Origin of the sequence: Meishania litoralis (genome assembly GCF_042611095.1) — a bacterium.
Classification (GTDB): domain Bacteria; phylum Bacteroidota; class Bacteroidia; order Flavobacteriales; family Flavobacteriaceae; genus Meishania; species Meishania litoralis.
In genome coordinates this window covers 1,923,277-1,946,948 of sequence record NZ_JBHFPV010000001.1, presented here as the reverse complement: position 1 = coordinate 1,946,948, position 23,672 = coordinate 1,923,277, and the positions used below count along the sequence as shown (strand labels likewise).

Genomic DNA, 23,672 nt, shown 5'->3' with positions numbered 1-23,672 from the left:
AATCCAATTAGTTTCTATTCATTGCAGAAAGCATTCCACCGTATACTCCGTTCAAAGAAGAAAGGTTGGTAGCCAATGAGCTCATTTGATCCTTCAAGGCGCTTGCATTCTGTACGACTTCCTCGTTTACCGAAGCTTGTTTGCTGGCACTTTCCAATTGAACTTTGTACAAGCTGTTCAAAGATTCCATTTGGGCGGCCGCCTGAACCATTTCCTCTGAATATTTTCTTGTAGACTCCATAGCATCGACTGTAGGGGCGATACCTTTGGCCGCACCTTCGAAGTTTCTGATGCTGTCACCAAGGCTTTCCATCAAGCTGGCATCGACACCGGCTTCTTTCAATAGGTTATCCAATTTAGCGGACAATGAAGCTTCGGCTTCCTTGATTTCTGCCATCTCATTGCTTCTTCCGTTAGAAGCACCACCGGCCAATTCTGGGTATACCAAAGACCAATCGTATTCGTCATCTACCGGTTCGAAAGCACTGATCGCAAAAATAAGTGCCTCTGTGATAAGACCTACCGCAAGAAGCAGACCACCTGTAAGAGGGCCGAACTCCCAGTGGAGGATTTTAAACAATGCACCGATAATTACCACGGACGCACCAAGGCCATAGGCCATGTTGAATAGTTTCTTTGTTGATTTTGACTGTGCCATAATTTAGAATTTAATTTAAGTTTATTAAAAGTATTTGGTTAAAATTTGATTGTTTCCGGAAGGTTCCGGAGGGGGGTGTATTTATTATTAGTATTGTATTTTTTATTGTGTGGAATCTTCTTCTCCCATATAATCTTGCACTGTTCTAAAGCCTACATAGCTTCGGGCCGAATCGGCATACTCATAATCTCTGGTGCTCACCTGAAGAAAATACGCCACATCTTTCCAAGAACCACCTCTGATCACTTTTCTGGAATTGCTGCCATCACCCCCGTTCGGGTTCATTGTCGACACGTAGTCATAAGAACTTGGGTCATAGCTTGAATTCGTCCATTCAGATACGTTACCGGCCATGTTGTAAAGGTTAAAATCATTCGGTTCGTACGACTTGGCCTCTACCGTATACAAGGCGGCATCAGCAGCGTAATCACCTCGCTGTGGCTTGAAATTGGCCATGAAACAACCCGTGTCGCTGATTACATAAGGCCCGCCCCATGGATAGGTGCCACCTTCGATACCACCTCTCGCGGCATATTCCCATTCGGCTTCGGTAGGCAGCCTGAACTGGTTCACAAATTGTTTACCGCGACTTTTTTGGTCGTCGTTCTTGAACTTGGTCCTCCAATTACAAAAGGCCTTGGCCTGTTTCCATGAAACCCCTACCACCGGATAATCGCTGTATGCATCATGCCAAAAATAATCGTTGTGCATGGGCTCGTTATAAGAGTATTCGAAATCTCGAATCCATACCGTTGTATCAGGATAGATTTCCAATTCTTCATGACGGATGAAATCTTTTCTTCTTCCGGTCTTTGCCCTAGCGGCAGCCTCGATATCCATCCAGCTATACTTGTACTTTAATTTTGTCACATCAATAGTTCGTTGACCGTTGTACGACTCCTCTTCAGGTATGTACAAAGAATCCATCACCTCGGTATAATACTCATCTGGATAATCTGAAATATCCCATATCAGGTCTTGGTCCCTATTGAGTGCTCTACCCTCATTTAAATTATCGCCCATGCCCACATAATTATCCAACATATATTTATCATATACCGATAATTTTGTGGTATCAGCATCTTTGTATGCGTATTCACCGATTCCGCCATCTTCTGGGCCCAAACCTAACTGATCGGCAAGTTCTGCCAATTTGGTCCTGGCAATCGAATCTTGAACCCACTCTACGAACTGGCGGTACTCACTGTTCGTAATCTCGGTATCGTCCATATAGAACGAGCGTACTGTAACTGTCTTTGTGGGGGCATTGAGAACCTTGGCCTGATCTTCTTCGGCCTTACCCATGATAAAGGATCCACGGGGAATCAGCTCCATTCCGTAAGGCTTCTCCGGATACCATTTCTTGCCTTTGGCCCCAACTAGTTCTCCTTTTGTCTTTGACCCACAACTCGTGAGCAAAAAAACAAACGCTATAGATGATAACAATAGCTTCTTCATACTTTAGGTTAAATTTCGATTATGGTTATAACTGCAAACACAATTAGCATTTCTACTCTCTAAAACTTCGATTTGAGTAAAATATTGTATCGGAGGTTATTATCCCTTAAAAAATTTTATGTTCAATTAAACCCTTTCTTATAGGCCTTGAACCACCGGTCAGGAATGTTTTGGTCGCATGCGTCTAAATAGTCCTTTTCGGTGCATGGTAACAACGCGGGCAGACCCGGTTTAGTATGTGAAGTCAAAACAGAAGGAACCTCTACCCACCACCGATCGGTGAAATGACTCTTATAATAGACCAACTGCTCATTTTCAGTTGGCACCGTATATTTTGTGAAGTCATCTTTGTGGGTCAATGGGGATTCAGAAATTCGAAAGTTGAACCCTTCAATGAAATACCAAATGACCTGAGCGATCAACTGACTTGATTGATTGCCGTTCTCCATTTCATAAATGCCGAATACCCTTGCCTTATCGCTCAGACCGGCATATCTCGCTATTGCACAGATTTCCCGCCCCGTAAAACCATTTGGGGAAAAGCTATTTGGCAACCCTACCTCGCTTGCCCGAACGGCCCTAAGATCTAAACTTACCAGATGTGCATTTCTGAGCACAGGTTCGGCCAAGGCAATATCGGCAGCGACGTCGCCCAACCTATAGGCATCAAAAAAAAGGCGCTCCATAAGATCTAGCTCCTCTTGGGCATTGAAATAACTTTGATACCCTATATTGGAAAAGTTGAAAAGATTGTTCGGCTTGTCGGTAATAATCTTGCTCATGTACGAATGCGAGGAAATCAATTCATCGTCAATTCCAAAGTCAAAACGACTATCTATAGCCACCAGATTGATCATATCGACAATACCATCGAAAGCACGATAGGCGGGGTAAGTAATATCTTGGGTGGCTCCTATAATGACAGGAACAATATCTTCTTCCAAAAGGCCGGCTACGATTTCCTTTACTACAAAATAAGTGTCCTCGACCGATTCTCCCTCCTCAATATCACCCATGTCGATAATATTGGAGTTCCAATTGCCCATCATCAATTTGTATAACTGCAAACGAATACCTGAGGTATCGAGCTTATCGGGCTTTTTCTCGAAGGCATTTCTTGATTCCTTCACCCCAAGAATGGCCAAAGATGCCAATGCCAGTACAGGGAGCCCGTCTTTGGTGGTATGGGCGTGGATATGTCTACCCAAGGCCTGTGGCGGTAGAAGTTCACAATGGGCCAAAACTTTGTCTTCGACAGGGACCAAAAAATCATAAGCCATAAAAGATGATTGTCAGGTTCTTTGTTACAAAGTTATTGGGTTAAGGCATAAGGAGCAACGTAAATCGCCTATGATTCTTTCAAACTGTCAACAACTATTTTAACAAAAATAGAACACGACCTTTGCCGATTATCCTTTGTTCGGTAAGATTCCATTATCTGCGGCGCACAAGCCTACAAAAGATAGGTTACTTTTTCGTCTTGGCCTTTTTCTTGGGCGCTTTCTTTTCTAATAAGGCCTTGGCTTCCTCTAAGGTCATTTTTGAGGCATCGACCGTTTTGGCAAGCTCTACCTTGACCTTGCCTTTCAGGATATTATGTCTGCCCCATCTCGCCTTTTCAATGCGAATGCCTTCTTCAGGCCAGTCTTGCACAACTTTTTCTATTTCCTTTTGCTTTTTGGCTTCGATGAGTTCTTCGATATCGGCTTGCGTGAGGTTGTCAAAATCATACTTTTTGTTCACATTGATGAACATGCCGTCCCATTTAATGAAGGGCCCGAAACGACCAACGCCCTTGACCACGTCTTTACCTTCATATGCTGCAATGGGCGCATCGGCTTTCTGCTTTTCCTTGATCAACTCTATTGCCCTTTCTAATGTGACCTCCATGGCATTCTCTCCTTTTGGCAGCGAAACAAATTTCTTTCCGTGCCGCACATAAGGTCCAAAACGGCCAACATTAGCCGCAATTTCCTCCCCTTCAAAAACCCCAAGATCACGAGGGAGTTTAAAGAGTTCCATGGCCTCTTCGAAAGTAATCGTATTCAATGACTGGTCTGGCAACAGACTCGCGAACAACGGTTTTTCTTCATCATCGACCGTACCGACCTGGACCATCGGGCCAAACCTACCCAAACGTACCGAAACCTGCCTTCCGGTTTTCGGATCCTCGCCCAAAACCCGTTCACCACTGGCACGATCGGCATTCTCTTCGACATCCAAAACATTAGGGCGGAAGTCTTTATAAAAATCTTTCATCACCTTCTGCCAATCTTCATTGCCTTCGGCAATTTCGTCAAAATCTTCTTCAACTTTGGCCGTGAAATTATAATCGAGAATATTGGCAAAATGGCTTACCAAAAAATCGTTCACGATCATACCAATATCGGTGGGCACCATTTTTCCTTTGTCGGAACCGACCATTTCGGTCAAGGTCTTTTCTTTGACCTCGTTCGATTTCAACAATAATTGAGTATATTTTCTTTCAGTGCCCTCTATGGTTCCTTTTTCGACATAGCCCCTATTGAGTATTGTAGAAATGGTAGGTGCATAGGTCGAGGGTCTTCCGATACCCAGTTCTTCAAGTTTTTTAACAAGGGATGCCTCGGTAAAACGATAAGGTGGTCTCGAAAAACGTTCCGTCGCGCTGATGTAGTTGTTGGTAAGGGCATCGTTTATTTTCATGGCAGGTAACATACCTTCCTGTTCTTCGGCCTTATCTTCATCATCAAGGCCTTCCATGTAAACCTTTAAAAATCCATCGAACTTGATTACTTCGCCATTGGCGGTAAATTCGTCGGAATGCGTATTCGTTTTGATCCTTACGTTGGTACGTTCCAACTGTGCATCGCTCATTTGGGAGGCAATGGTTCGTTTCCAAATCAATTCATAAAGCTTGGCCTGATCACGTTCCAACGAAGGGGTTTGATTATTGATGTCGGTCGGCCTAATGGCCTCGTGCGCCTCTTGGGCCCCTTTTGATTTGCCCTTGAAATTACGTACCGTACTATATTCTTTTCCGTAGTTGGATATTATGGCCTCTTTGGCGGCATTTATAGCCTCGCCCGACAAATTCACGCTATCGGTTCTCATGTACGTAATCAAACCTGCTTCATATAAACGTTGCGCAACCTGCATGGTGCGGCCAACTGAAAAATAGAGTTTTCGCGAGGCTTCTTGTTGTAAGGTAGAGGTTGTGAAAGGTGCCGAAGGTGATTTTTTAGCAGGTTTCTTGTCAAGTTCGGCAACTGTGAAGCTGGCCCCGATATTCTGTTTCAAAAAAGCTTCAGCCTCATTCTTTGACGAAAATGTCTTATAAAGTTTTGCGGTGAACACACTACCGTCATTCGTTTTGAACTCTGCGGAAATCTTGAAGGAAGCCTCTGGAGCAAACGCTTCAATTTCCCTTTCGCGCTCAACGATCAAGCGTACCGCGACCGACTGCACTCGTCCTGCCGATAGTCCCGGTTTTATTTTCTTCCAAAGCACGGGCGACAGCTGATACCCCACCAAACGATCCAGCACCCTGCGTGCCTGCTGTGCGTTGACAAGGTTATAGTTTATATCACGCGGATTATCTATCGCCTTTTGAATCGCCGATTTGGTAATCGAGTTGAAAACGATTCTTTTCGTCTTTTTTTTATCAAGATCTAAGGTTTCGGCCAAATGCCATGAGATAGCCTCTCCTTCACGATCTTCATCACTGGCCAACCAAATGGTCTCGGCTTTCTTTGCCAGGTCCTTAAGTTTTTTGACCAAGGCCTTTTTCTCGTTATCGACAATATATTTCGGTTCAAAATTATTGTCGACATCGACACCCAGTTCTTTAGAGGGCAAATCGGCAATATGTCCAAAACTGGACTCTACCTTATAATCTTTTCCTAAAAATTTTTCAATCGTCTTTGCCTTTGCAGGTGACTCTACTATCACTAAATTCTTGGCCATTCATCGGTTTTTGAGGGAACAAATGTATACGAAAATTTTAATATGCACTTATACCTTAATATATATGGAATAAAAAAGCCCTGCTCTAAAGGGCGTTAAAACCGCATGTGTGCAAGGCGAAAGATTTCAATTTTAAAGGTTCGGGCAATCAGTCCGATAGGCATTCGCGGCAGTCTTGCAAGGTGTGGAACGGAACTACGCCATCGCAACCTCCCCAGATAAACTCTTTGCATTCCCCATCTTGTGGGTCGTAGTAATATTTCGGTATCGCCGCCTCACAGTTTCCCGATTGCGGCGCCAAACCACATCTGCCCTTATTATTGATGAAACGGATCTTTTCATTTACCTTATCAATGAAAGTATGTAGGTATGGTGGAACATTATCCTTCTTTTGGTCAATGAGCCAAAACTTTCGTGTTCCATTGACGTTGTATTCGATGTACAGTCCGCCCCAATCACCTGCATCAGGCCTTCCAATTATCCTGTCATTTTCGCCCAATAACCTTAACGGAAAAAAAGTCGTCAAATCGTTGACGCCATTAAAGGTGTCAACATTCAAGATCATGTAATTACCCCTGTAGTAAGAAATGGCATTGGGATAAATATCTTGTGTATCTTCAAACAAGGAACCGTTTTCGAGCTTGAATATCTCGATACAACCTTCGCCAGAGCACTCCCCATAAAAGTGGCCGAAAATCAAATAATCGTTTACGGCAAGATCGGTTGCATCGTCAAAATCGTCACAAGAAATCACAAAAATGGGCAAAACCAAAATCGATTTTGCCCAAAGTCTTAACTTGTCGGCGTTGAACAAAGACAATTCAAACATTGTATCAATTCAGTTGCAACGTACTCATCAAGGCGATGTCGCTCTCTAAATATTCGTATTGATATAAAACATCTTCACCTACCATTAGAAGTGAATTCTCCAAAGGAATTACATCGAAGGTGTTGATGTTCTCAAAGTGGTTCAAGGCCACCAAATTCTCAACATCGGTCTTGTCGTAAACCTTTAGACCAGAATCACCATCGCAGACAAAAAGTTTTTCATCTTTGATTCCGAGTCCATAGGGTCCGTCCATGGGGTAGGAAATCTTCAACTCAGGATTGCCAATGTTCGAAATATCGACAATGAAAAGTCCACTTTCGGTCGCTCCACAAAAATTACCGCCCCGAAGCGTTACATAGGCGTAATCGCCATCGACCACCACCGGGTCACAAGCTGTGCCATGTTGAAATTCGGAAACAAATGTCGGTGTGGCCGGTGAAGAAATATCATAGATATACATACCTCGCATGCTACCCAAAAACAAATGTTGGCCACGGTTAAAAATCGTTTCAATGTCGAATCCGGCATAAACATCCTCTAGGTCTTGCGGATTCTCCAGATCTTCTATATTAAATACATTGATATTATGGCTATCGACCGCATAAAGATAATTTTCGACAATCTTAAATCTTGCCAGCGAACCGCCTTGACCAACAGACGCATCGTTTGCGGTCTCTGCCAATGCGAAAACATCTCCCCTTAAAATATTTTTCTCATATTCAGAAATAAGCCTTCGTTCGGTGACCGTTTCCCAACCAACGATAATCTCATTCTCGTAATCAATATTTTCACTTTCAAAAATATCGGCCTCGGCGGGCCACACAACATTATCTCGCAACACATTATCCAAACGGTTCACAATGGTAATGTTGTTTATGTCGGATATGTCAAGTACGACCAAATCGGTAATGCTATCGGCATATAGATAATCATCTTTTATGGAAATATCGACATTGCCGGCAATCTTGATAAAGGAAATCTTCTTGGGATTACTAGGGTCGGTATTGTCAATTACATGAACGCCACGGTACTTGTCATTAACAAAAATATAATTTTGATAGGCATAAATTTTACCCGATTCTTCAACGGGTTTGGGGGCGATTACATCAACACCGTTCTTGAATTCGGCCATACTGACCTTTAAGGGTCTGGCCACAAGATAATCGGCATATTTGTTGTCATCATTTTTTTCACATGATAATAACCCAAGGGAAGCTACAAACAGTACGAATAAAAATTTCTTTTTCATCTCTTTAAAAATTTTTGTTGAGTAAATAATCAAACAAAACTTTTCTGCTTAGATCAACCACTGCGCTTTCGCATAAAAAATTTAATCATTTCGGTCGTAATGCAAAAAATTAAATTTGTTTATACTCATTTCATAATCAATTTTTTTTTGGTCTTTTCTTACTAGATGTCATCGACCCAAAACAGTTGCGCAAGAATTCAAAAAACTCGACGAAAGACTAATCGTTAAAAGAGATGCCTATGCTATCCTTATATATAAAATAGGCAGGTATTTTAGCGAGCATTGCGGTAAAGAAAACCCCAATTATGCATAACAGTATGCCCAGTTCAGCTAAAATTCCCATCAAAAATACCAATCCGAAAACGGTCAACCAATTTTTATTCCCTAATGAAAAGCTGGCCTTGACAATCTCGATCGGTGATAATTCTTCGTCAAAGGCTAAAAAAGCGGGCATGATATACAAAGGCACGATTACATAGATCAGCCCGACCCCACATGTCAGCATCCCCAAAAAACCAAGACCGATCATCATTAAAGAAAGCACAAGGCATTTGCCCAGATACCTCTTTTTGAAATAATGGAAATAATCCTCACGACCATTTTCGCTCAAATCTTTTTGTCTGCATATCCTTAAAAAAGCCGCATTAAATGCCAGCGCAATGGTCATCACTGCCATTAACAGAATAGGAAACAAACACATCATCAATACAAGAATTACCGGTGGTAACTCTTCTGTTCGTACCATTTCCGGGTCTGATATTCCAGCCCCGATCAGGGGTAGATAAAAGAGCACATAAAACGGTATTATGGTCACAAATGTTAAAAACAAGGTTATGAAACCTTGCAACCACACTTTTTTGAACAATTCGATGGATCGGCCAAAGATGCTGCCAAAATCCAAACTCCTGCTCGATAGTATTCGTTCATTAACCGCTGTAAAATTCATAGCCGCTGATTTACTCGATTAAAGGTAACCATAAACGCTAAAATAGTTCTAAAATAAACTGTCATAATGTCACTTTTTTGAATATAATGCTATCTTTGCCCATCCATTTGATTACAAGAAAATGGCGGCTTATGGAGAAGGTACTAAACGAATCGATTCAAGGCACTGCATTGTCGACCAAGGATAATGTCAAGAACACGCGCCTGCTTTATATCGAAAGCTATGGTTGCCAAATGAACTTTTCGGACAGTGAAATCGTGGCCTCGATATTGGCCAATGAAGGGTTCAATACTACTGACAACCTCGAAGATGCCGACCTAGTACTGGTCAATACCTGTTCGATTCGCGAGAAAGCAGAGCTTACCGTTCGAAAACGCCTTGAAAAGTTCAATGCAGTAAAAGAAAAACGCCCCCATATGAAGGTGGGTGTTCTGGGTTGCATGGCAGAACGATTGAAAAGCCAATTGCTGGAAGAGGAAAAAATCGTCGATATGGTCGTCGGGCCAGATGCCTACAAAGACCTGCCGAACCTCGTGCAAGAAATCGATGAAGGTAGAAACGCCGTGAACGTCATACTCTCAAAGGAAGAGACCTATGGTGACGTCGCGCCGGTGCGGTTAAATACGAACGGGGTCACGGCATTCGTGACCATTACACGCGGTTGCGACAATATGTGCACCTTTTGTGTCGTACCTTTTACACGGGGCCGAGAACGGAGTCGCGACCCACTTTCTATCATTAATGAGGTAAACGATCTATGGAAAAAAGGTTTTAAAGAGGTTACGCTACTGGGCCAGAACGTCGACAGTTATCTTTGGTACGGCGGTGGGTTGAAAAAAGACTTTGTCAAAGCGTCCGATATGCAAAAGGCGACGGCCGTCAATTTCTCTGACCTTTTGGGTATGGTAGCTTCGGCGCAACCTAAAATGCGCATTCGATTTTCGACTTCGAATCCGCAGGACATGACCTTGGACGTAATCCATACCATGGCCAAGTTTGAGAACATCTGCAATTACATTCACCTGCCCGTGCAAAGCGGAAGCGATCGCATTCTTAAGGAAATGAACCGCTTGCACACTCGCGAAGAATACTTCGAACTTATCGACAATATCAAGAAGATTATTCCCGATTGCGCAATTTCACAAGACATGATAGCTGGTTTTCCGACCGAGACCGAAGAAGACCATCAAGATACGCTATCGCTTATGGAATATGTAAAATACGATTACGGTTTCATGTTCGCCTATTCTGAAAGACCGGGCACAATGGCCGCCAGAAAATTGAAAGACGCTGTACCTTTCGAAACAAAAAAAAGAAGGCTATCTGAAATCATTGAACTACAGCGAAAACATTGCCAAGAGCGTACCGAACAACATTTGGGCCAAGTTCAAGAAGTGCTCATCGAAGGGGTCTCGAAAAAATCAAACGACCATTTTATGGGCCGCAATTCGCAGAATACGGTAGCGGTCTTTCCCAAGGAAAATTATAAAGTGGGCGATTTCGTAATGGTACGAATGGATAGTTGTACCTCTGCCACGTTGATCGGCAAGGCCATGGGGTATTCAAAAAATAATTAAAGCAAAAATTTGGCCCAAGTACTTTCAGTTGAAGGCAAGGGCACGGTTACAAGTGTGAAAGACAATCAATGGAAAACGTACAGGCAATAAAACAACGTTTTGAAATCATCGGCAACGATGTAAAACTCAATCGTGCCATTGAAAAAGCCATTCAGGTCGCCCCGACCGATATTTCTGTTTTGGTGACGGGAGAGAGCGGTGTCGGCAAAGAATCCATTCCCAAGATCATCCATTCCCTGTCGCACAGAAAACATGCCAAGTATATCGCTGTAAACTGTGGGGCAATTCCCGAAGGCACGATAGATAGTGAACTTTTCGGTCACGAAAAAGGTGCTTTTACCGGAGCGACTCAGACCCGAAGCGGTTACTTTGAGGTAGCCGATGGCGGAACCATTTTTCTTGACGAAGTCGGCGAACTGCCATTGACCACCCAAGTGCGATTGCTTAGGGTTTTGGAAAACGGCGAATTTTTGAAGGTCGGTTCTTCACAGGTACAGAAGACCGATGTACGAATCGTTGCCGCTACCAACATAAACATGTTCGAGGCCATTAAGAAAGAAAAGTTCAGAGAAGATCTTTATTATCGATTGAGTACGGTCGAAATCAATATTCCCCCATTGCGCGAGCGAAAAGATGATATTCACTTATTGTTCAGAAAATTTGCTTCCGACTTTGGGCAGAAGTACAAAATGCCGACACTTCGATTGGATGACGACGCCATTCAATTGCTATTGCGTTATCGCTGGCCCGGAAACATCCGTCAACTTAGAAATATTGCCGAGCAGATTTCGGTTCTAGAAGAGAACAGGAATATCTCGGCGATCACTTTGAACGGCTATCTACCCTCTGCAAGTAGCTCGAATTTACCGGCAGTGGTGGGCACCAATAAGAAAGATGGTGATTTCAGCACAGAGCGTGAAATATTGTACAAAGTGCTTTTTGATATGAAAAGTGATCTTAATGATCTGAAAAAGCTCACTTTAGAACTGTTGAAGCATGATAGTTCAGAGAAGGTTCAAGAAGAAAACGAGACCTTGATCCAAAAAATATACGGCAACGACAAGAAAAATACTGTCGACGACAACGTGGAGGACACAGTGGCAACCGAAGTACTTCAACTACCGAACCACCCGCCTGTAGAACCGGTTCCTCAGCATATACAACAAGAGGACAAGTATCATTTTGCGGAAGAAATAGAGGAAGAGGAAACCCTATCTTTACATGAAAAGGAAATAGAGCTCATCAAAAAATCGTTGGAGCGTAATCGAGGAAAGCGAAAAGCTGCGGCGGCCGAGTTGGGTATTTCTGAACGTACGCTCTATCGGAAGATAAAACAGTACGATTTGTAGGTGTTAGGTGTTAGGTGTTAGGTGTTAGGTGTTAGGTGTTAGGTGTTAGGTGTTAGGTGTTAGGTGTTAGGTGTTAAAAATTATAAAATCTTGAGAAACGTTAAGGCCATTTTTATTTTTTTGACCGTCAGTATGATCTCTGGATGTGGAGCCTATAATTTCACAGGGGGCAACGTCGGTACGGCAGAGACTTTTCGGGTAGACTATTTTCAAAATTATGCCACGCAAAGTCCGGGATCCATATTTGAACCGGGCATGGACCGTGATTTTACACAAGCGCTTCAAACCAGGATCCAAGACCAGTCGAGTTTGACCTTGGTAGCTTCGGGCGGCGACCTTGTTTATGAGGGTGAAATTGTCGAATATCGCATCTCGCCAATGAGTGCAACCGCGCAACAGACCGCGGCCCAAAATAGGTTGTCGATCGCGGTAAAAGTCAGGTTTTATAACAACACCAAAGAAGATGCCGACTTTGACCAACGTTTTTCTTTCTTTTACGACTACCCCGCGGCAGCACAATTATCATCGGTAAAGGATGAGGCACATGAAGTGATTTTCGAAAGGATCACACAGGATATTTTTAATGCCTCATTGGCCGATTGGTAGTCAGATCATGACATGAAAGTACAGGATTTCACATATTTGTTACAGCATCCAGATGAAGTGGTTTCAACCGAACAAACCGCGCAGCTTGAAGATGTCATTGACGAATACCCTTATTTTCAGGCCGCCAGGGCCCTGCACCTTAAAGGCCTGAAAAACGCAAACAGTTTCAAATATAACAACGCCTTAAAAGTGGCAGCCGCATATACTGCCGATAGGGACGTACTTTTCGATTTCATAACCTCTGAAGAATTTCTTCAGAACGACATAGCCAAGACCATTCTTGGCAACAACGATGAACCTACAGAAAACGAAGTTGATTCTGTAGACAGGCCGACACAACAAATGCCGAAGAAGCCCGATTCGGATTTAGAACCGTTGTCGGTCGAATCGAAAAGTTCTGACACAAATACAAATGAGCAAATCGAAAAGGATGATGTGGTTGCTTCACTTGAATTGGGCAGACCTTTAGCGTTCACCAAGAACGAAAAACATTCTTTCAGCGAGTGGTTACAATTGACCTCTTTAAAGAAGCAAGATTCAGGTTCGGGGCATTCAGACAAGATAAAGAAGGTTGATGATTTGGCTTCGGATAATGATTCCGGAATATTACCTAAGGAAGAAAACTCTAAAAAGAAAAAATTCGAGTTGATCGATAAGTTCTTGGAAGAGAATCCTAAAATCATTCCCCGAGAAGGCAGCAGCTCTGAAGTCGATATTTCGACCTCGGTCAAATTGGACAAGAATGAGTTGATGACCGAGACTTTGGCCAAGGTCTATCTAGAACAGAAAAAGTACAAAAAGGCCATACAAGCATTCAAAATTTTAAGTTTGAAATATCCGGAAAAAAGTGGTTTCTTTGCAGACCGAATTCGGGCGATAGAAAAAATTCGAAAAGAAAATCCAAGAGAGTAATGAGTACATTTTCAATATTCTTGATCCTTATTATCATCGTTTGCTTCCTGCTGGTTTTGGTCATCATGGTCCAGAACCCTAAAGGCGGCGGCCTGTCTTCTTCATTTGGTGGAGGAAGCACCCAAATCGTGGGCGGGGTTAAGAAGACCGGTGATTTCCTAGATAAAAGCACATGGACCTTGGCCATACTTTTGGTCGTTCTGATATTGGCATCGAACATTGCGTTGAAAGGCAATTTTGGTGATGCCGATTCTAAATTGCTGAACGGTGACGATATTGAGACCGTAGTACCTGAAACGGTGCCCGAAAGTGTACCTGAAGAGGTGCCTGCCACCCCGACAAATGATCAGGCAGACCCCACGGACAGTCTTTAAATCAACGATCCATCATATCAAAAATGCCAGCCAAAATGACAAGCTGGCATTTTCATTTTACAAAATGTCAGTTTCTTTGAACTGGCACAATTTATGCCCGAACATACGGGAAATTTAAAATCAATTTTAAAAACTAAACAATATGGCTAAAGTTAGTATTAAACCATTGGCGGATAGAATTCTTATTGAGCCTATGGCGGCCGAGACCAAAACTGCTTCCGGCATCTATATTCCGGATACTGCAAAGGAAAAACCGCAAAAAGGTAAAGTCGTTGCCGTCGGACCGGGCACAAAAGACGAGACGATCAGTGTCAAAGTAGGTGACAGTGTCATTTACGAAAAATTCGGTGGAACGGAGTTAAAATGGGAAGGCAAGGATTACCTAATGATGCAACAGAAATATATCATTGCGATCATCTAATATTTCGCTTCGCTTTAATCGAAAATTTCAAAACACAAAGAACAATTAAAATCATCCCTACAATTTGGGGAAACAAATAAAAAAGAACAATAATTATGGCAAAAGACATAAAATTTGACATTGATGCCCGCGACGGCCTGAGAAGAGGCGTAGATGCCTTGGCCAATGCGGTCAAGGTTACTTTAGGGCCTAAAGGTCGCAACGTGATCATTAGCAAATCATTCGGTGCACCTCAGGTGACCAAAGATGGGGTAACTGTTGCAAAAGAAATCGAGCTGGCCGATGCCCTTGAAAACATGGGTGCTCAAATGGTCAAAGAAGTTGCTTCGAAAACCAATGATTTGGCCGGTGACGGAACAACCACCGCCACTGTTTTGGCACAATCTATTGTTAAAGAAGGATTGAAGAACGTTGCCGCCGGTGCCAACCCAATGGATTTGAAGAGAGGTATCGACAAGGCGGTCGAGGCCATTGTTGAAAATTTGGGAAAACAATCCAAAAAAGTCGGCGATTCTTCAGAAAAGATTAAGCAAGTAGCCGCAATTTCTTCCAATAACGATGAGACCATTGGCGAGTTGATAGCCCAGGCATTCGGAAAGGTCGGCAAAGAAGGCGTTATTACCGTTGAAGAAGCCAAAGGAACCGATACCTATGTAGATGTAGTGGAAGGAATGCAATTCGACAGAGGCTATCTTTCTCCTTACTTTGTGACCGATTCTGAAAAAATGACAGCGGAACTTGAAAATCCGTACATCCTTTTGTTCGACAAGAAGATCTCTGCAATGAAAGATTTGCTGCTGGTATTGGAACCTGTGGCACAATCGGGAAAACCGTTGTTGATCATCGCCGAAGACGTCGATGGCGAGGCATTGGCCACTTTGGTAGTAAACAAATTAAGGGGGTCGTTAAAAATCGCCGCAGTTAAGGCACCTGGTTTTGGTGATCGCAGAAAAGCGATGTTGGAAGATATCGCCATTCTTACCAAAGGTACCGTAATAGCTGAAGAGCGCGGTTTCTCTTTGGAAAATGTTTCACTTGACATGTTGGGTACCTGTGAGAAAGTATCCATCGATAAAGACAATACGACCATCGTCAACGGCGGCGGTGTTCAAAAGGATATCAAGTCTCGTGTCAACCAGATCAAATCACAGATCGAAACGACCACATCTGATTACGACCGTGAAAAACTTCAAGAACGTTTGGCCAAATTGGCCGGTGGCGTAGCCGTACTTTATGTCGGTGCCGCCTCTGAAGTCGAAATGAAAGAAAAGAAAGATCGTGTCGATGATGCGCTTCACGCAACAAGAGCTGCCGTCGAAGAAGGAATCGTTGCCGGTGGCGGTGTTGCTTTGGTAAGGGCAAAATCTGCGCTTGCAAAAGTCAAGGTTGAAAACGCTGATGAAGAAACCGGACTACAGATCGTGGCCCGTGCCATAGAATCTCCATTGCGCACCATCGTTGAAAATGCAGGTGGCGAAGGTTCTGTAGTAGTGGCCAAGATTTTGGACGGAAAAGCCGATTATGGTTATGACGCAAAATCTGAAAAATACGTTGAAATGTTCAAAGCTGGTATCATCGATCCCAAGAAAGTGACACGGGTAGCATTGGAAAATGCCGCCTCGGTCGCCGGAATGATCTTGACCACCGAATGTGCCTTGACCGACATCAAAGAAGATGCACCGGCCGGCCCTTCTATGGGCGGCGGCGGTATGCCCGGAATGATGTAAGTCGACGGTTTAAAACACTTCAAAGCCGCTTGGAACCCAATTTTCCAAGCGGCTTTTGTTTTATTGAAAGTCGCCAAAAACAAAAACCACCCGTCAATCACGAGTGGTTCGATCTTAGAATCTTAAAGGACCTATCTGATAAGCCCCCCAAACAGATTATTTCTTCTTCGCTGGTGCCTTTTTGGTCGCTGCCTTTTTAGGAGCGGCTTTTTTGGCGGCGGCTTTTGGAGCTGCTTTCTTTGCTGTTGCCATGATTGAAATGTTTAAAATTTCAATTAAAATTAGTTCTTATTTCCGTGTATTAAATAGGCGGAAATAATTTTATGAACCTACTTTTGAACAATTATATTGACATCGATATGCCCAAAATTCATAGCCTACCCACTATTTCCAAAAGAACGCAGCTTTTGGTTTTTAGTGTGTGTCACTATCATCTGTATCATTCTCACGATATTTACAGCACGGATGCACATTGGCATAGGCTTCATCGGTCGCCTTTAATTCCTTAGTATCATGGCCGACTTCGACCAAGGCGGTCTTTATCTTCATAGGGTCGGTCTTCCGTTCATCAATGACCATCGAAAGTTGGTGCGAAGGAATATCCCAAAGGGCATATTTCACGCCTTTCACGCCCAAGGCCGCTTTCTCGATGCGCATTTTGCACATTTCGCACTTGCCATCGACCTCCATGTTGATTTTCTTGTTTTTCTCTTGCGCGAAAACTGTTAAGGAGAAAAGTAGTATTGCAATTGTCAAGAATGTTGTCTTCATCTGTTTAAATTTTATCGATTTATTTTTCAAAGTTTATATCTAAAGCCTGCATAGAACATACGCCCCATTATCGGTGCATACACGATACTGGTATCAAAATTTGCGCCAAAGGGATTATCGGCACCCAAAACCGGATTCGTTTGCCTAAAATTAGTCAAATTTTCACCGCCTACATAAATTTCGAACTGATCGGAAAATACCCTTGTAGCCTGTGCGTTCATCAAGCTATACCCATTTGCGAATCCGCCCAATCTAAATTGGGGTGGGTTTACGTCGGTATTCGGCAAGCGCTGTTCACCCAATGTGTGGATCGTATAATCGAACCTCCATTGTGAGCCATTCTCCTTGGCCTCGGTCTTGTAGCCCAAATTGGCAAAAAAACGATGTTGGGCCTGTAACGGTTTTTGCAAACTGCCCGAACGATAATCGGTCTTGACATCATAGTATTTATAGGCCGTACGCAATTCCAAGTTTTTCAAAACCTCATGGTCGACCTCCACTTGAAAACTGTTTGCATAACTCTTCCCTTCAAGATTGTAAAAAGTAACCGTTCTAGGGTTTTCCCAATCGACAACTACTTGATTTTTGAAATCGGTCTTATAGAAATCAAATGAAATGTTGCCCGGCCTTGTCAGAAAAGTAAAACCTTGCAAAAAGCTGAACCCGAAATTCAAGGCCTCTTCGGGATCAAGTCCATAGATACTTCCACCGGCATCCAAAATTTGAACGCTTCGCGAGGTGGCGAAAAGTTGTTGGTTCTCGGCAAAAATATTGGCCGCCCTTCTACCCATTCCAAAAGAACCCCTTAAGCTGGCGCGTTCCCAAGGCGTATATCGAACATGTAATCTTGGGGTAATAAACGTTCCCAGTCGGTTGTGCGAATCGATGCGTAATCCGGCCGTAAGACTTAATTTTTCAAGATTCTCATAACTGTACTCGAAAAAAGCCCCTACCGAGGCGTCATCCCTTTCAAAATTCTGGGTATTGACCAATTCTTGGTATCCATCGTAAGCGAAGGTCAGCCCTGTTTTGAACTTGCTGCGGGTATCTCCGATAATCGAATTGAAGATAAGGTTCGAATACACGCTCTCATGGTCAATATCATAGCGCTTGAGTCCATAATATGAATCTTGTTTATGTTTACTATAAGAGGCCTGAAAACCAAAACTCTGGAAAGGGAGTTCCGGAAATACATATCCCAACTTAATGGAAGAATCAATACGTCGCGTATCGATTTCACTGCCCCAAACATCGGCCAAGAATTTATCGGTATCTGGGTCATAATTGGTTTGACCCACTTGTTTTTCATCGTTCAAAAACCGTAGGTTCAAAAAACTGACCCAACCCGTTTCTGGATTCTGATACTGCCAACGGTTCATTATATTTATCTGATTGGCCAAAGGGGCATCTAAAAAACCGTCTTCATTACCATCTTCCTTATGATCCCTTCTATTGCCATGAATGTAAAGGCCCGAACTCCACTTATCGCTGAATTTTTTGTTCAGGTGGGTGTTAAGCTCTAAACGGCCATTTCTATTGGCATAGCCGTTCACGAAGACCATTTTGTCCGTCAATGGTTTAACGAGTTCGGTATTTATTTGCCCCGAAATACTTTCATATCCATTCACCACGCTCCCGGCCCCTTTGGTGATCTGTATGCTCTCGACCCATGTTCCCGGGGTAAAAGTGAGGCCATAGGTCTGCGATGCGCCACGTACCATGGGAATATTCTCTTGCGTTATCAATAAATACGGACTCGTCAGGCCCAACATCTGGATCTGCTTGGTCCCTGTCAGGGCATCGTTGAAATTGACATCGATCGCAGGATTCGTTTCAAAACTTTCTGATAAGTTGCAACAGGCGGCCTTTAAAAGCTCTGCGCTGTTTACGGTAACCACATTTTGGGTGCTGAAATAAGTTTTTTGAAGTGCATCACGCTCTTTCTGCACCACGACCTCATCCAACTCATTGGAAGGTTTTAACCAATGGTGTACTATCTTGGGTTCGGTAATCGTCAAGGTATCCGATTCAAAACCTATATAACTGATTATCAGTTTATTGTATTCCTTGGAATAAGGAATACTGAACAACCCCTCTTCATTCGTGATAGTGCCTATTTGAGAATCCATCCAATACACATTCGCACCCGAAAGGCCTATGTGCTTGTTCTCTGTATTTGATTCCATTACCATACCTTCTACTTTGTCCTGCGAAAAGGAAAAGGTCGAACACGCCATTACGGCCATTGCTATATACTTTTTCATCTTCTCTGTTTAAACAAGTTTTAAGATCATGGTAATGGCCATGACCAACATAATCGCGTTTTCAATGAACGTCGCTTCGGTCATCGGCAGCTTTAAAGCGGTACCCAAACAGGCACATCTAATGCTCTTTTTATCCATTAAGGTCTTTGTAACTCCGATTGTGGTTATCCCTAAAACCACCAATGTGACAATCAAGGCGATAGTAATTTCATATCGCATCAAAAACATTAGCCCCAACGCCAACTCTATAAAAGGATAAATCCATCCATAAAAAGGTGTCACCTTTGCCAGCGGGTCGTACATACGAAAGCTTTCAGGAAAACCATTGAGATCCAACAACTTGAAAAAACTGAAGACGATATAAAAAAGTCCCATAAAATCAAGCATGGCTTCAGAAGTATTCCAATCGCCGTAGTTCAAAAGAAAGGAGGCCGCAAATAAGTAAAGAAATATGAGCAGCAATGGTTTCAGTTGCTGAAGTTTCGACTTATTGCCAAAGTCGTCAACCAGAGATTCAGGTACGTACCCGTTTTTTTCACTAATTGTGTATTTTTCAGGAAGTGCCGATTGAAGCATGTTTAAAGGAATATGCTCTTTCATGGAAATATCGGCTTCACCGCTTTTTAAGTTCACTTCGAGACCGGTGACATTCTCGACTTTTGATAATTTTTCAGTGACCGACGCAACACAATTGCTGCAGGTCATACCGGTAATTTTATACGTGTGTTTCATGATTACTATTGTTTTTGATTTCTTCGAGGGAGGAAATCGTTTTTTCGTTTTACAAACCGACCCTATTGCCTGTTTTGGATCAAAAAAGGGTTCTTTCCTGGTGCACAGGAACGATTAAACAAATAGTGATCAAATAAGAAAGACCTCGTCGAGTAGGTGAATGTTCTTGACGAGTATGGGAGGCGGGTAATGTTCATTGGGAACTGGGAGTTCCTCAATGGGACTTAGAATATTTAAATAGGAATACGTAAAGGAGACCAAAAAGAATTGTTGGCCCAGATCAATATCTTGCACCGATATTTTTAGATTGTCCTGACCATCGACGACCATGGTCTCATCATCGCAGCATGAGCTTTTCTCTTCCGTTTTGGAGGTTTCGTCGGAAGGCGTCATATCCATTCCGCAATCCTTGGCATTCGCAAAAAAGGACACATCCATCAAATGCCCCATACAATAGTGCTTGTCAACCGCCCATGACGTGGTGGAAACCAATAATAACATGGCCATCAATATGGAGAATAGTCTGTGTACGGTTTCCTTCATCGGCACAAAAATAGGAAATATTCAAATCCACTATATAAGGTGGTACTTTGATTAACGAAAATTTAGGACATAAATTATCTTAAATTTGCCGTCGAATCCACTAGAATCAAAATCAATGTTCGAAGACCTAAAACAGCATGTTATCGAGATTTTAGATACTCCTCAAAAGACAATTGATGATCGTTTGAAAGCTATTTGCGAACTGTTGAAATCGGCAGTACCCTATTACGATTGGGTAGGTTTTTATTTCAAAAACGGCGACAAAGAGGAATTAAAATTGGGGCCCTATGCCGGAGAACCGACCGACCACACAATTATTCCCTTCGGAAAGGGTATTTGCGGACAAGTTGCCGTTAGTAATCAAAACTTCGTAGTGCCCGATGTAAGTGCACAAGACAACTATATCGCCTGTAGTATTACGGTGAAGGCCGAAATCGTTGTTCCCCTTTTCGTAGACGGTAAAAATATCGGCCAGATCGACATAGATTCCAATACGCCCGATCCATTCAGCGTGGAAGATGAACGATTTCTTGAATTCGTAAACGCCAAAGTGGCCGAAATTCTTTAAAACTTTCCCTTTTTTGTTGATAACCTGCCAAGCTTTTTACCACCAAAAAAATTACTTTTACTGGCTCAATAACAAACCCTTAAGCAAGTAAAAATGAGCGTTAAAAAAGCAACATCGGCTTTGATTTCGGTATTCCATAAAGACGGTTTGGAGCCCATTGTAAAAAAATTTCAAGAACTGGGAATTACGATCTACTCCACGGGCGGAACCGAAAGATTCATCAAAGAACTGGGTGTTGATGTGATACCCGTCGAAGAGGTGACAAGCTATCCTTCCATTTTGGGAGGCAGGGTCAAAACCTTGCATCCGAAGGTATTCGGAGGCATCTTGAACCGACAGGACAATGAGGGCGATGTCGCCCAATTGGAAGAATTCGATATCCCGCAATTGGATATCGTGATCGTCGATCTTTATCCTTTTGAAAAAACAGTAGCGAGTGGAGCCTCGGAACAAGATATTATCGAAAAAATCGATATCGGCGGAATTTCATTGATCCGTGCCGCGGCCAAAAATTTCAAAGACGTTCTTTGCGTCTCCTCGATGGAAGACTATTCCGATTTTCTGGAATTGATCTCCGCAAAAAATGGAAGTACCACCATCGAAGACCGTAAGCGTTTTGCGGCAAAAGCTTTTAACGTGTCATCGCATTACGATACGGCCATTTTCAATTACTTCAACAAAGGGCACGAAGAGGCCGTACTCAAGATAAGCGAGACCAAAGGCCGCGTGTTACGGTATGGGGAAAACCCGCATCAAAAGGGATTTTTCTTCGGTGATTTTGAAGCTATGTTCACCAAACTCCACGGCAAGGAACTTTCGTACAATAACTTGCTCGATGTAGATGCCGCGGTCAATTTGATTGGCGAGTTCAAGAATGACGATCCCACATTTGCCATTTTGAAACATAACAATGCCTGCGGACTTGCAACACGTAAAAACATTCAGCAGGCGTATGTTGATGCACTTGCTGGCGACCCCGTTTCGGCCTTTGGCGGCATACTTATCAGTAATGTTGAAATCGATGTGCCAACGGCGGATGAAATACATAAACTTTTCTGTGAGGTGGTAATAGCACCCTCTTACTCTGAAGGTGCGTTGGAAATCTTAAAGGGAAAGAAAAATCGTATTATCCTGATTCAAAATGAGATAGAATTGCCTGGCACGTTGGTTCGGACCTGCCTGAACGGGGTTTTGGTCCAAGACAAGGATTTTAAGACCGATACCGTTGCCGAGCTACAATACGTTACCGAAAAAGAACCTTCAGAACGGGAGCTTGAAGATCTTATTTTTGCCTCCAAGTTATGCAAGCATACCAAGTCGAACACCATTGTTCTTGCCAAGAACAAGCAATTATGTGCAAGTGGTACCGGACAGACATCTCGTGTCGATGCCCTAAATCAAGCCATACACAAGGCAAAATCGTTCAATTTTGACCTAGATGGCGCCGTTATGGCCAGCGATGCTTTCTTCCCATTTCCAGATTGCGTCGAAATTTCGCATAAAAACGGTATTTCTAGCGTTATACAGCCGGGCGGATCGATAAAGGACCAGTTGAGTATCGATTATTGTAACGAAAATGGAGTTGCGATGGTCATGACCGGAACACGTCATTTCAAGCATTAATTTCACTACTTTTGTCGATGAAATGCACCCCACGCATACATGTAACATAACCAAACGAATTAAAAATGGGATTTTTTGATTTCTTGACCGAGGAAATCGCTATCGACCTAGGTACTGCGAACACCCTCATCATTCATATGGACAAAGTCGTTGTCGACAGTCCTTCGATAGTTGCCAGAGACCGTATCACTGGCAAAATAATCGCGGTGGGCAAAGAAGCCAACATGATGCAGGGCAAGACCCATGAAAACATAAAGACCATACGACCCTTGAAAGACGGGGTAATAGCCGATTTCGATGCTTCTGAAAAGATGATCAACATGTTCATCAAGAACATTCCGGCATTAAAGAAAAAATGGTTCCCACCCGCCCTGCGAATGGTAATTTGTATTCCTTCGGGCATTACCGAGGTTGAAATGCGGGCCGTAAAGGAATCCGCAGAGCGCGTGAACGGAAAAGAAGTGTATTTGATACACGAACCGATGGCCGCGGCCATCGGTATCGGTTTGGACATTATGCAGCCCAAGGGAAATATGATCGTTGATATCGGTGGCGGTACAACCGAAATCGCCGTTATAGCGTTAGGTGGCATCGTATGTGACAAATCGGTCAAAATTGCGGGCGACGTCTTTACGAACGATATCATTTACTATATGCGTACCCAACATAATTTGTATGTTGGTGAGAGCACGGCCGAGAATATAAAAATCGAGATAGGATCGGCGACCGAAGACCTTCAGACACCGCCAGAGGAGAAATCGGTTCAAGGAAGGGACTTGCTGACGGGGAAACCAAAGCAAGTACAGATTTCATATCGCGAAATCGCCAAGGCCCTTGACAAATCGATTCTTCGCGTCGAAGATGCCGTAATGGAGACATTATCGCAAACCCCGCCCGAACTTGCCGCCGATATCTATAATACGGGAATTTATCTAGCTGGCGGCGGGTCTATGTTGCGCGGCCTTGATAGGAGGTTGTCACAAAAAACGGACCTTCCGGTATACATCGCCGAAGACCCATTAAGAGCCGTTGTTCGCGGTACGGGAATCGCCTTGAAAAATTTGGAGCGGTATAAAAGCATCCTTATCAAATAATATCTTGGTAGGTACTTTGTCATAAA

The 23,672-nt window shown here is 43.2% G+C and carries 21 protein-coding genes; 10 read left to right on the top strand and 11 right to left on the bottom strand.

The genetic code is table 11. The annotated features are described in order from the left end of the window. Positions 1-7: 7 nt before the first annotated feature. From porL to ACEZ3G_RS08650, 7 genes are all read right to left on the bottom strand, one after another. Complete coding sequence (porL, locus tag ACEZ3G_RS08680; RefSeq protein WP_432425046.1) at positions 8-658, bottom strand: type IX secretion system motor protein PorL/GldL; 651 nt, start codon at positions 656-658, stop codon at positions 8-10. A gap of 102 nt (positions 659-760) precedes the next feature. Further along, positions 761-2,116: a T9SS ring complex lipoprotein PorK/GldK gene (porK, locus tag ACEZ3G_RS08675; protein WP_432425045.1), complete on the bottom strand. Its 1,356-nt coding sequence runs from the start codon at positions 2,114-2,116 to the stop codon at positions 761-763. 122 nt (positions 2,117-2,238) lie between these two features. Then, positions 2,239-3,396 (bottom strand): formimidoylglutamase, encoded by a 1,158-nt coding sequence (locus ACEZ3G_RS08670; RefSeq protein WP_432425044.1) that lies wholly within the window; start codon positions 3,394-3,396, stop codon positions 2,239-2,241. Between the two features lie 187 nt (positions 3,397-3,583). After that, positions 3,584-6,061 (bottom strand): type I DNA topoisomerase, encoded by a 2,478-nt coding sequence (gene topA / locus ACEZ3G_RS08665; RefSeq protein ID WP_432425043.1) that lies wholly within the window; start codon positions 6,059-6,061, stop codon positions 3,584-3,586. A gap of 148 nt (positions 6,062-6,209) precedes the next feature. Next, the gene (locus tag ACEZ3G_RS08660) at positions 6,210-6,890 is read right to left on the bottom strand and encodes a BPTI/Kunitz domain-containing protein (RefSeq protein WP_432425042.1); all 681 of its coding nucleotides are present in this window, start codon (positions 6,888-6,890) and stop codon (positions 6,210-6,212) included. A gap of 4 nt (positions 6,891-6,894) precedes the next feature. After that, positions 6,895-8,139, bottom strand: coding sequence for an LVIVD repeat-containing protein (locus ACEZ3G_RS08655; protein WP_432425041.1), 1,245 nt, complete (start codon positions 8,137-8,139; stop codon positions 6,895-6,897). A gap of 217 nt (positions 8,140-8,356) precedes the next feature. After that, positions 8,357-9,085: a hypothetical protein gene (locus tag ACEZ3G_RS08650; RefSeq protein WP_432425040.1), complete on the bottom strand. Its 729-nt coding sequence runs from the start codon at positions 9,083-9,085 to the stop codon at positions 8,357-8,359. 131 nt (positions 9,086-9,216) lie between these two features. Here ACEZ3G_RS08650 and miaB point away from each other — a divergent pair, with 131 nt between their 5' ends. The 7 genes from miaB to groL all read left to right on the top strand — a co-directional run bounded on the left by miaB (position 9,217) and on the right by groL (position 16,051). Further along, positions 9,217-10,662, top strand: a complete 1,446-nt coding sequence (gene miaB, locus ACEZ3G_RS08645; RefSeq protein WP_432425039.1) for a tRNA (N6-isopentenyl adenosine(37)-C2)-methylthiotransferase MiaB — start codon at positions 9,217-9,219, stop codon at positions 10,660-10,662. A gap of 68 nt (positions 10,663-10,730) precedes the next feature. Beyond that, on the top strand, positions 10,731-12,011 hold the full coding sequence (locus ACEZ3G_RS08640; RefSeq protein WP_432425038.1) for a sigma-54 interaction domain-containing protein: 1,281 nt from the start codon (positions 10,731-10,733) through the stop codon (positions 12,009-12,011). Between the two features lie 90 nt (positions 12,012-12,101). Beyond that, positions 12,102-12,617 carry an LptE family protein gene (locus ACEZ3G_RS08635; protein ID WP_432425037.1) on the top strand — a complete coding sequence of 172 codons (516 nt, stop codon included), beginning with the start codon at positions 12,102-12,104 and terminating at the stop codon, positions 12,615-12,617. A 12-nt stretch (positions 12,618-12,629) separates the two neighbouring features. Next, positions 12,630-13,529: a hypothetical protein gene (locus ACEZ3G_RS08630; RefSeq protein WP_432425036.1), complete on the top strand. Its 900-nt coding sequence runs from the start codon at positions 12,630-12,632 to the stop codon at positions 13,527-13,529. Beyond that, on the top strand, positions 13,529-13,903 hold the full coding sequence (gene secG / locus ACEZ3G_RS08625) for a preprotein translocase subunit SecG (RefSeq protein WP_432425035.1): 375 nt from the start codon (positions 13,529-13,531) through the stop codon (positions 13,901-13,903). Before ACEZ3G_RS08630 ends, secG begins: the two co-directional genes overlap by 1 nt. Positions 13,904-14,045: 142 nt before the next feature. Next, positions 14,046-14,324 carry a co-chaperone GroES gene (locus tag ACEZ3G_RS08620; RefSeq protein ID WP_432425034.1) on the top strand — a complete coding sequence of 93 codons (279 nt, stop codon included), beginning with the start codon at positions 14,046-14,048 and terminating at the stop codon, positions 14,322-14,324. 95 nt (positions 14,325-14,419) lie between these two features. Next, a complete protein-coding gene (gene groL, locus ACEZ3G_RS08615; protein ID WP_432425033.1) occupies positions 14,420-16,051 on the top strand; it encodes a chaperonin GroEL in 1,632 nt (543 codons plus the stop codon). A 414-nt stretch (positions 16,052-16,465) separates the two neighbouring features. On the opposite strand, the gene ACEZ3G_RS08610 is transcribed toward groL, so the two are convergent. From ACEZ3G_RS08610 to ACEZ3G_RS08595, 4 genes are all read right to left on the bottom strand, one after another. Further along, positions 16,466-16,822: a heavy-metal-associated domain-containing protein gene (locus ACEZ3G_RS08610; RefSeq protein WP_432425032.1), complete on the bottom strand. Its 357-nt coding sequence runs from the start codon at positions 16,820-16,822 to the stop codon at positions 16,466-16,468. Between the two features lie 26 nt (positions 16,823-16,848). Then, complete coding sequence (locus ACEZ3G_RS08605; protein ID WP_432425031.1) at positions 16,849-19,086, bottom strand: TonB-dependent receptor; 2,238 nt, start codon at positions 19,084-19,086, stop codon at positions 16,849-16,851. Positions 19,087-19,095: 9 nt separating this feature from the next. Beyond that, entirely contained in the window at positions 19,096-19,818 is a 723-nt protein-coding gene (locus tag ACEZ3G_RS08600; RefSeq protein WP_432425030.1) for a heavy-metal-associated domain-containing protein, read from the bottom strand. Between the two features lie 129 nt (positions 19,819-19,947). After that, on the bottom strand, positions 19,948-20,361 hold the full coding sequence (locus tag ACEZ3G_RS08595) for an HYC_CC_PP family protein (RefSeq protein WP_432425029.1): 414 nt from the start codon (positions 20,359-20,361) through the stop codon (positions 19,948-19,950). Between the two features lie 115 nt (positions 20,362-20,476). Here ACEZ3G_RS08595 and ACEZ3G_RS08590 point away from each other — a divergent pair, with 115 nt between their 5' ends. The 3 genes from ACEZ3G_RS08590 to ACEZ3G_RS08580 all read left to right on the top strand — a co-directional run bounded on the left by ACEZ3G_RS08590 (position 20,477) and on the right by ACEZ3G_RS08580 (position 23,646). Continuing rightward, the gene (locus ACEZ3G_RS08590; protein ID WP_432425028.1) at positions 20,477-20,929 is read left to right on the top strand and encodes a GAF domain-containing protein; all 453 of its coding nucleotides are present in this window, start codon (positions 20,477-20,479) and stop codon (positions 20,927-20,929) included. Between the two features lie 93 nt (positions 20,930-21,022). Then, positions 21,023-22,552 carry a bifunctional phosphoribosylaminoimidazolecarboxamide formyltransferase/IMP cyclohydrolase gene (purH, locus tag ACEZ3G_RS08585; protein ID WP_432425027.1) on the top strand — a complete coding sequence of 510 codons (1,530 nt, stop codon included), beginning with the start codon at positions 21,023-21,025 and terminating at the stop codon, positions 22,550-22,552. 65 nt (positions 22,553-22,617) lie between these two features. Next, complete coding sequence (locus ACEZ3G_RS08580) at positions 22,618-23,646, top strand: rod shape-determining protein (RefSeq protein WP_432425026.1); 1,029 nt, start codon at positions 22,618-22,620, stop codon at positions 23,644-23,646. Positions 23,647-23,672: the final 26 nt, after the last annotated feature.

Bases quoted from the DNA above. Each gene is read 5' to 3' on its own strand.
- porL (WP_432425046.1), bottom strand. From the start codon at position 658: ATGGCACAGTCAAAATCAACAAAGAAACTATTCAACATGGCCTATGGC.
- secG (WP_432425035.1), top strand. From the start codon at position 13,529: ATGAGTACATTTTCAATATTCTTGATCCTTATTATCATCGTTTGCTTC.
- ACEZ3G_RS08600 (WP_432425030.1), bottom strand. From the start codon at position 19,818: ATGAAACACACGTATAAAATTACCGGTATGACCTGCAGCAATTGTGTT.
- ACEZ3G_RS08580 (WP_432425026.1), top strand. From the start codon at position 22,618: ATGGGATTTTTTGATTTCTTGACCGAGGAAATCGCTATCGACCTAGGT.
- ACEZ3G_RS08655 (WP_432425041.1), bottom strand. From the start codon at position 8,139: ATGAAAAAGAAATTTTTATTCGTACTGTTTGTAGCTTCCCTTGGGTTA.
- ACEZ3G_RS08650 (WP_432425040.1), bottom strand. From the start codon at position 9,085: ATGAATTTTACAGCGGTTAATGAACGAATACTATCGAGCAGGAGTTTG.
- groL (WP_432425033.1), top strand. From the start codon at position 14,420: ATGGCAAAAGACATAAAATTTGACATTGATGCCCGCGACGGCCTGAGA.
- ACEZ3G_RS08640 (WP_432425038.1), top strand. From the start codon at position 10,731: ATGGAAAACGTACAGGCAATAAAACAACGTTTTGAAATCATCGGCAAC.
- ACEZ3G_RS08670 (WP_432425044.1), bottom strand. From the start codon at position 3,396: ATGGCTTATGATTTTTTGGTCCCTGTCGAAGACAAAGTTTTGGCCCAT.
- ACEZ3G_RS08605 (WP_432425031.1), bottom strand. From the start codon at position 19,086: ATGAAAAAGTATATAGCAATGGCCGTAATGGCGTGTTCGACCTTTTCC.
- ACEZ3G_RS08610 (WP_432425032.1), bottom strand. From the start codon at position 16,822: ATGAAGACAACATTCTTGACAATTGCAATACTACTTTTCTCCTTAACA.
- topA (WP_432425043.1), bottom strand. From the start codon at position 6,061: ATGGCCAAGAATTTAGTGATAGTAGAGTCACCTGCAAAGGCAAAGACG.
- purH (WP_432425027.1), top strand. From the start codon at position 21,023: ATGAGCGTTAAAAAAGCAACATCGGCTTTGATTTCGGTATTCCATAAA.
- miaB (WP_432425039.1), top strand. From the start codon at position 9,217: ATGGAGAAGGTACTAAACGAATCGATTCAAGGCACTGCATTGTCGACC.
- ACEZ3G_RS08595 (WP_432425029.1), bottom strand. From the start codon at position 20,361: ATGAAGGAAACCGTACACAGACTATTCTCCATATTGATGGCCATGTTA.
- porK (WP_432425045.1), bottom strand. From the start codon at position 2,116: ATGAAGAAGCTATTGTTATCATCTATAGCGTTTGTTTTTTTGCTCACG.
- ACEZ3G_RS08590 (WP_432425028.1), top strand. From the start codon at position 20,477: ATGTTCGAAGACCTAAAACAGCATGTTATCGAGATTTTAGATACTCCT.
- ACEZ3G_RS08660 (WP_432425042.1), bottom strand. From the start codon at position 6,890: ATGTTTGAATTGTCTTTGTTCAACGCCGACAAGTTAAGACTTTGGGCA.
- ACEZ3G_RS08630 (WP_432425036.1), top strand. From the start codon at position 12,630: ATGAAAGTACAGGATTTCACATATTTGTTACAGCATCCAGATGAAGTG.
- ACEZ3G_RS08620 (WP_432425034.1), top strand. From the start codon at position 14,046: ATGGCTAAAGTTAGTATTAAACCATTGGCGGATAGAATTCTTATTGAG.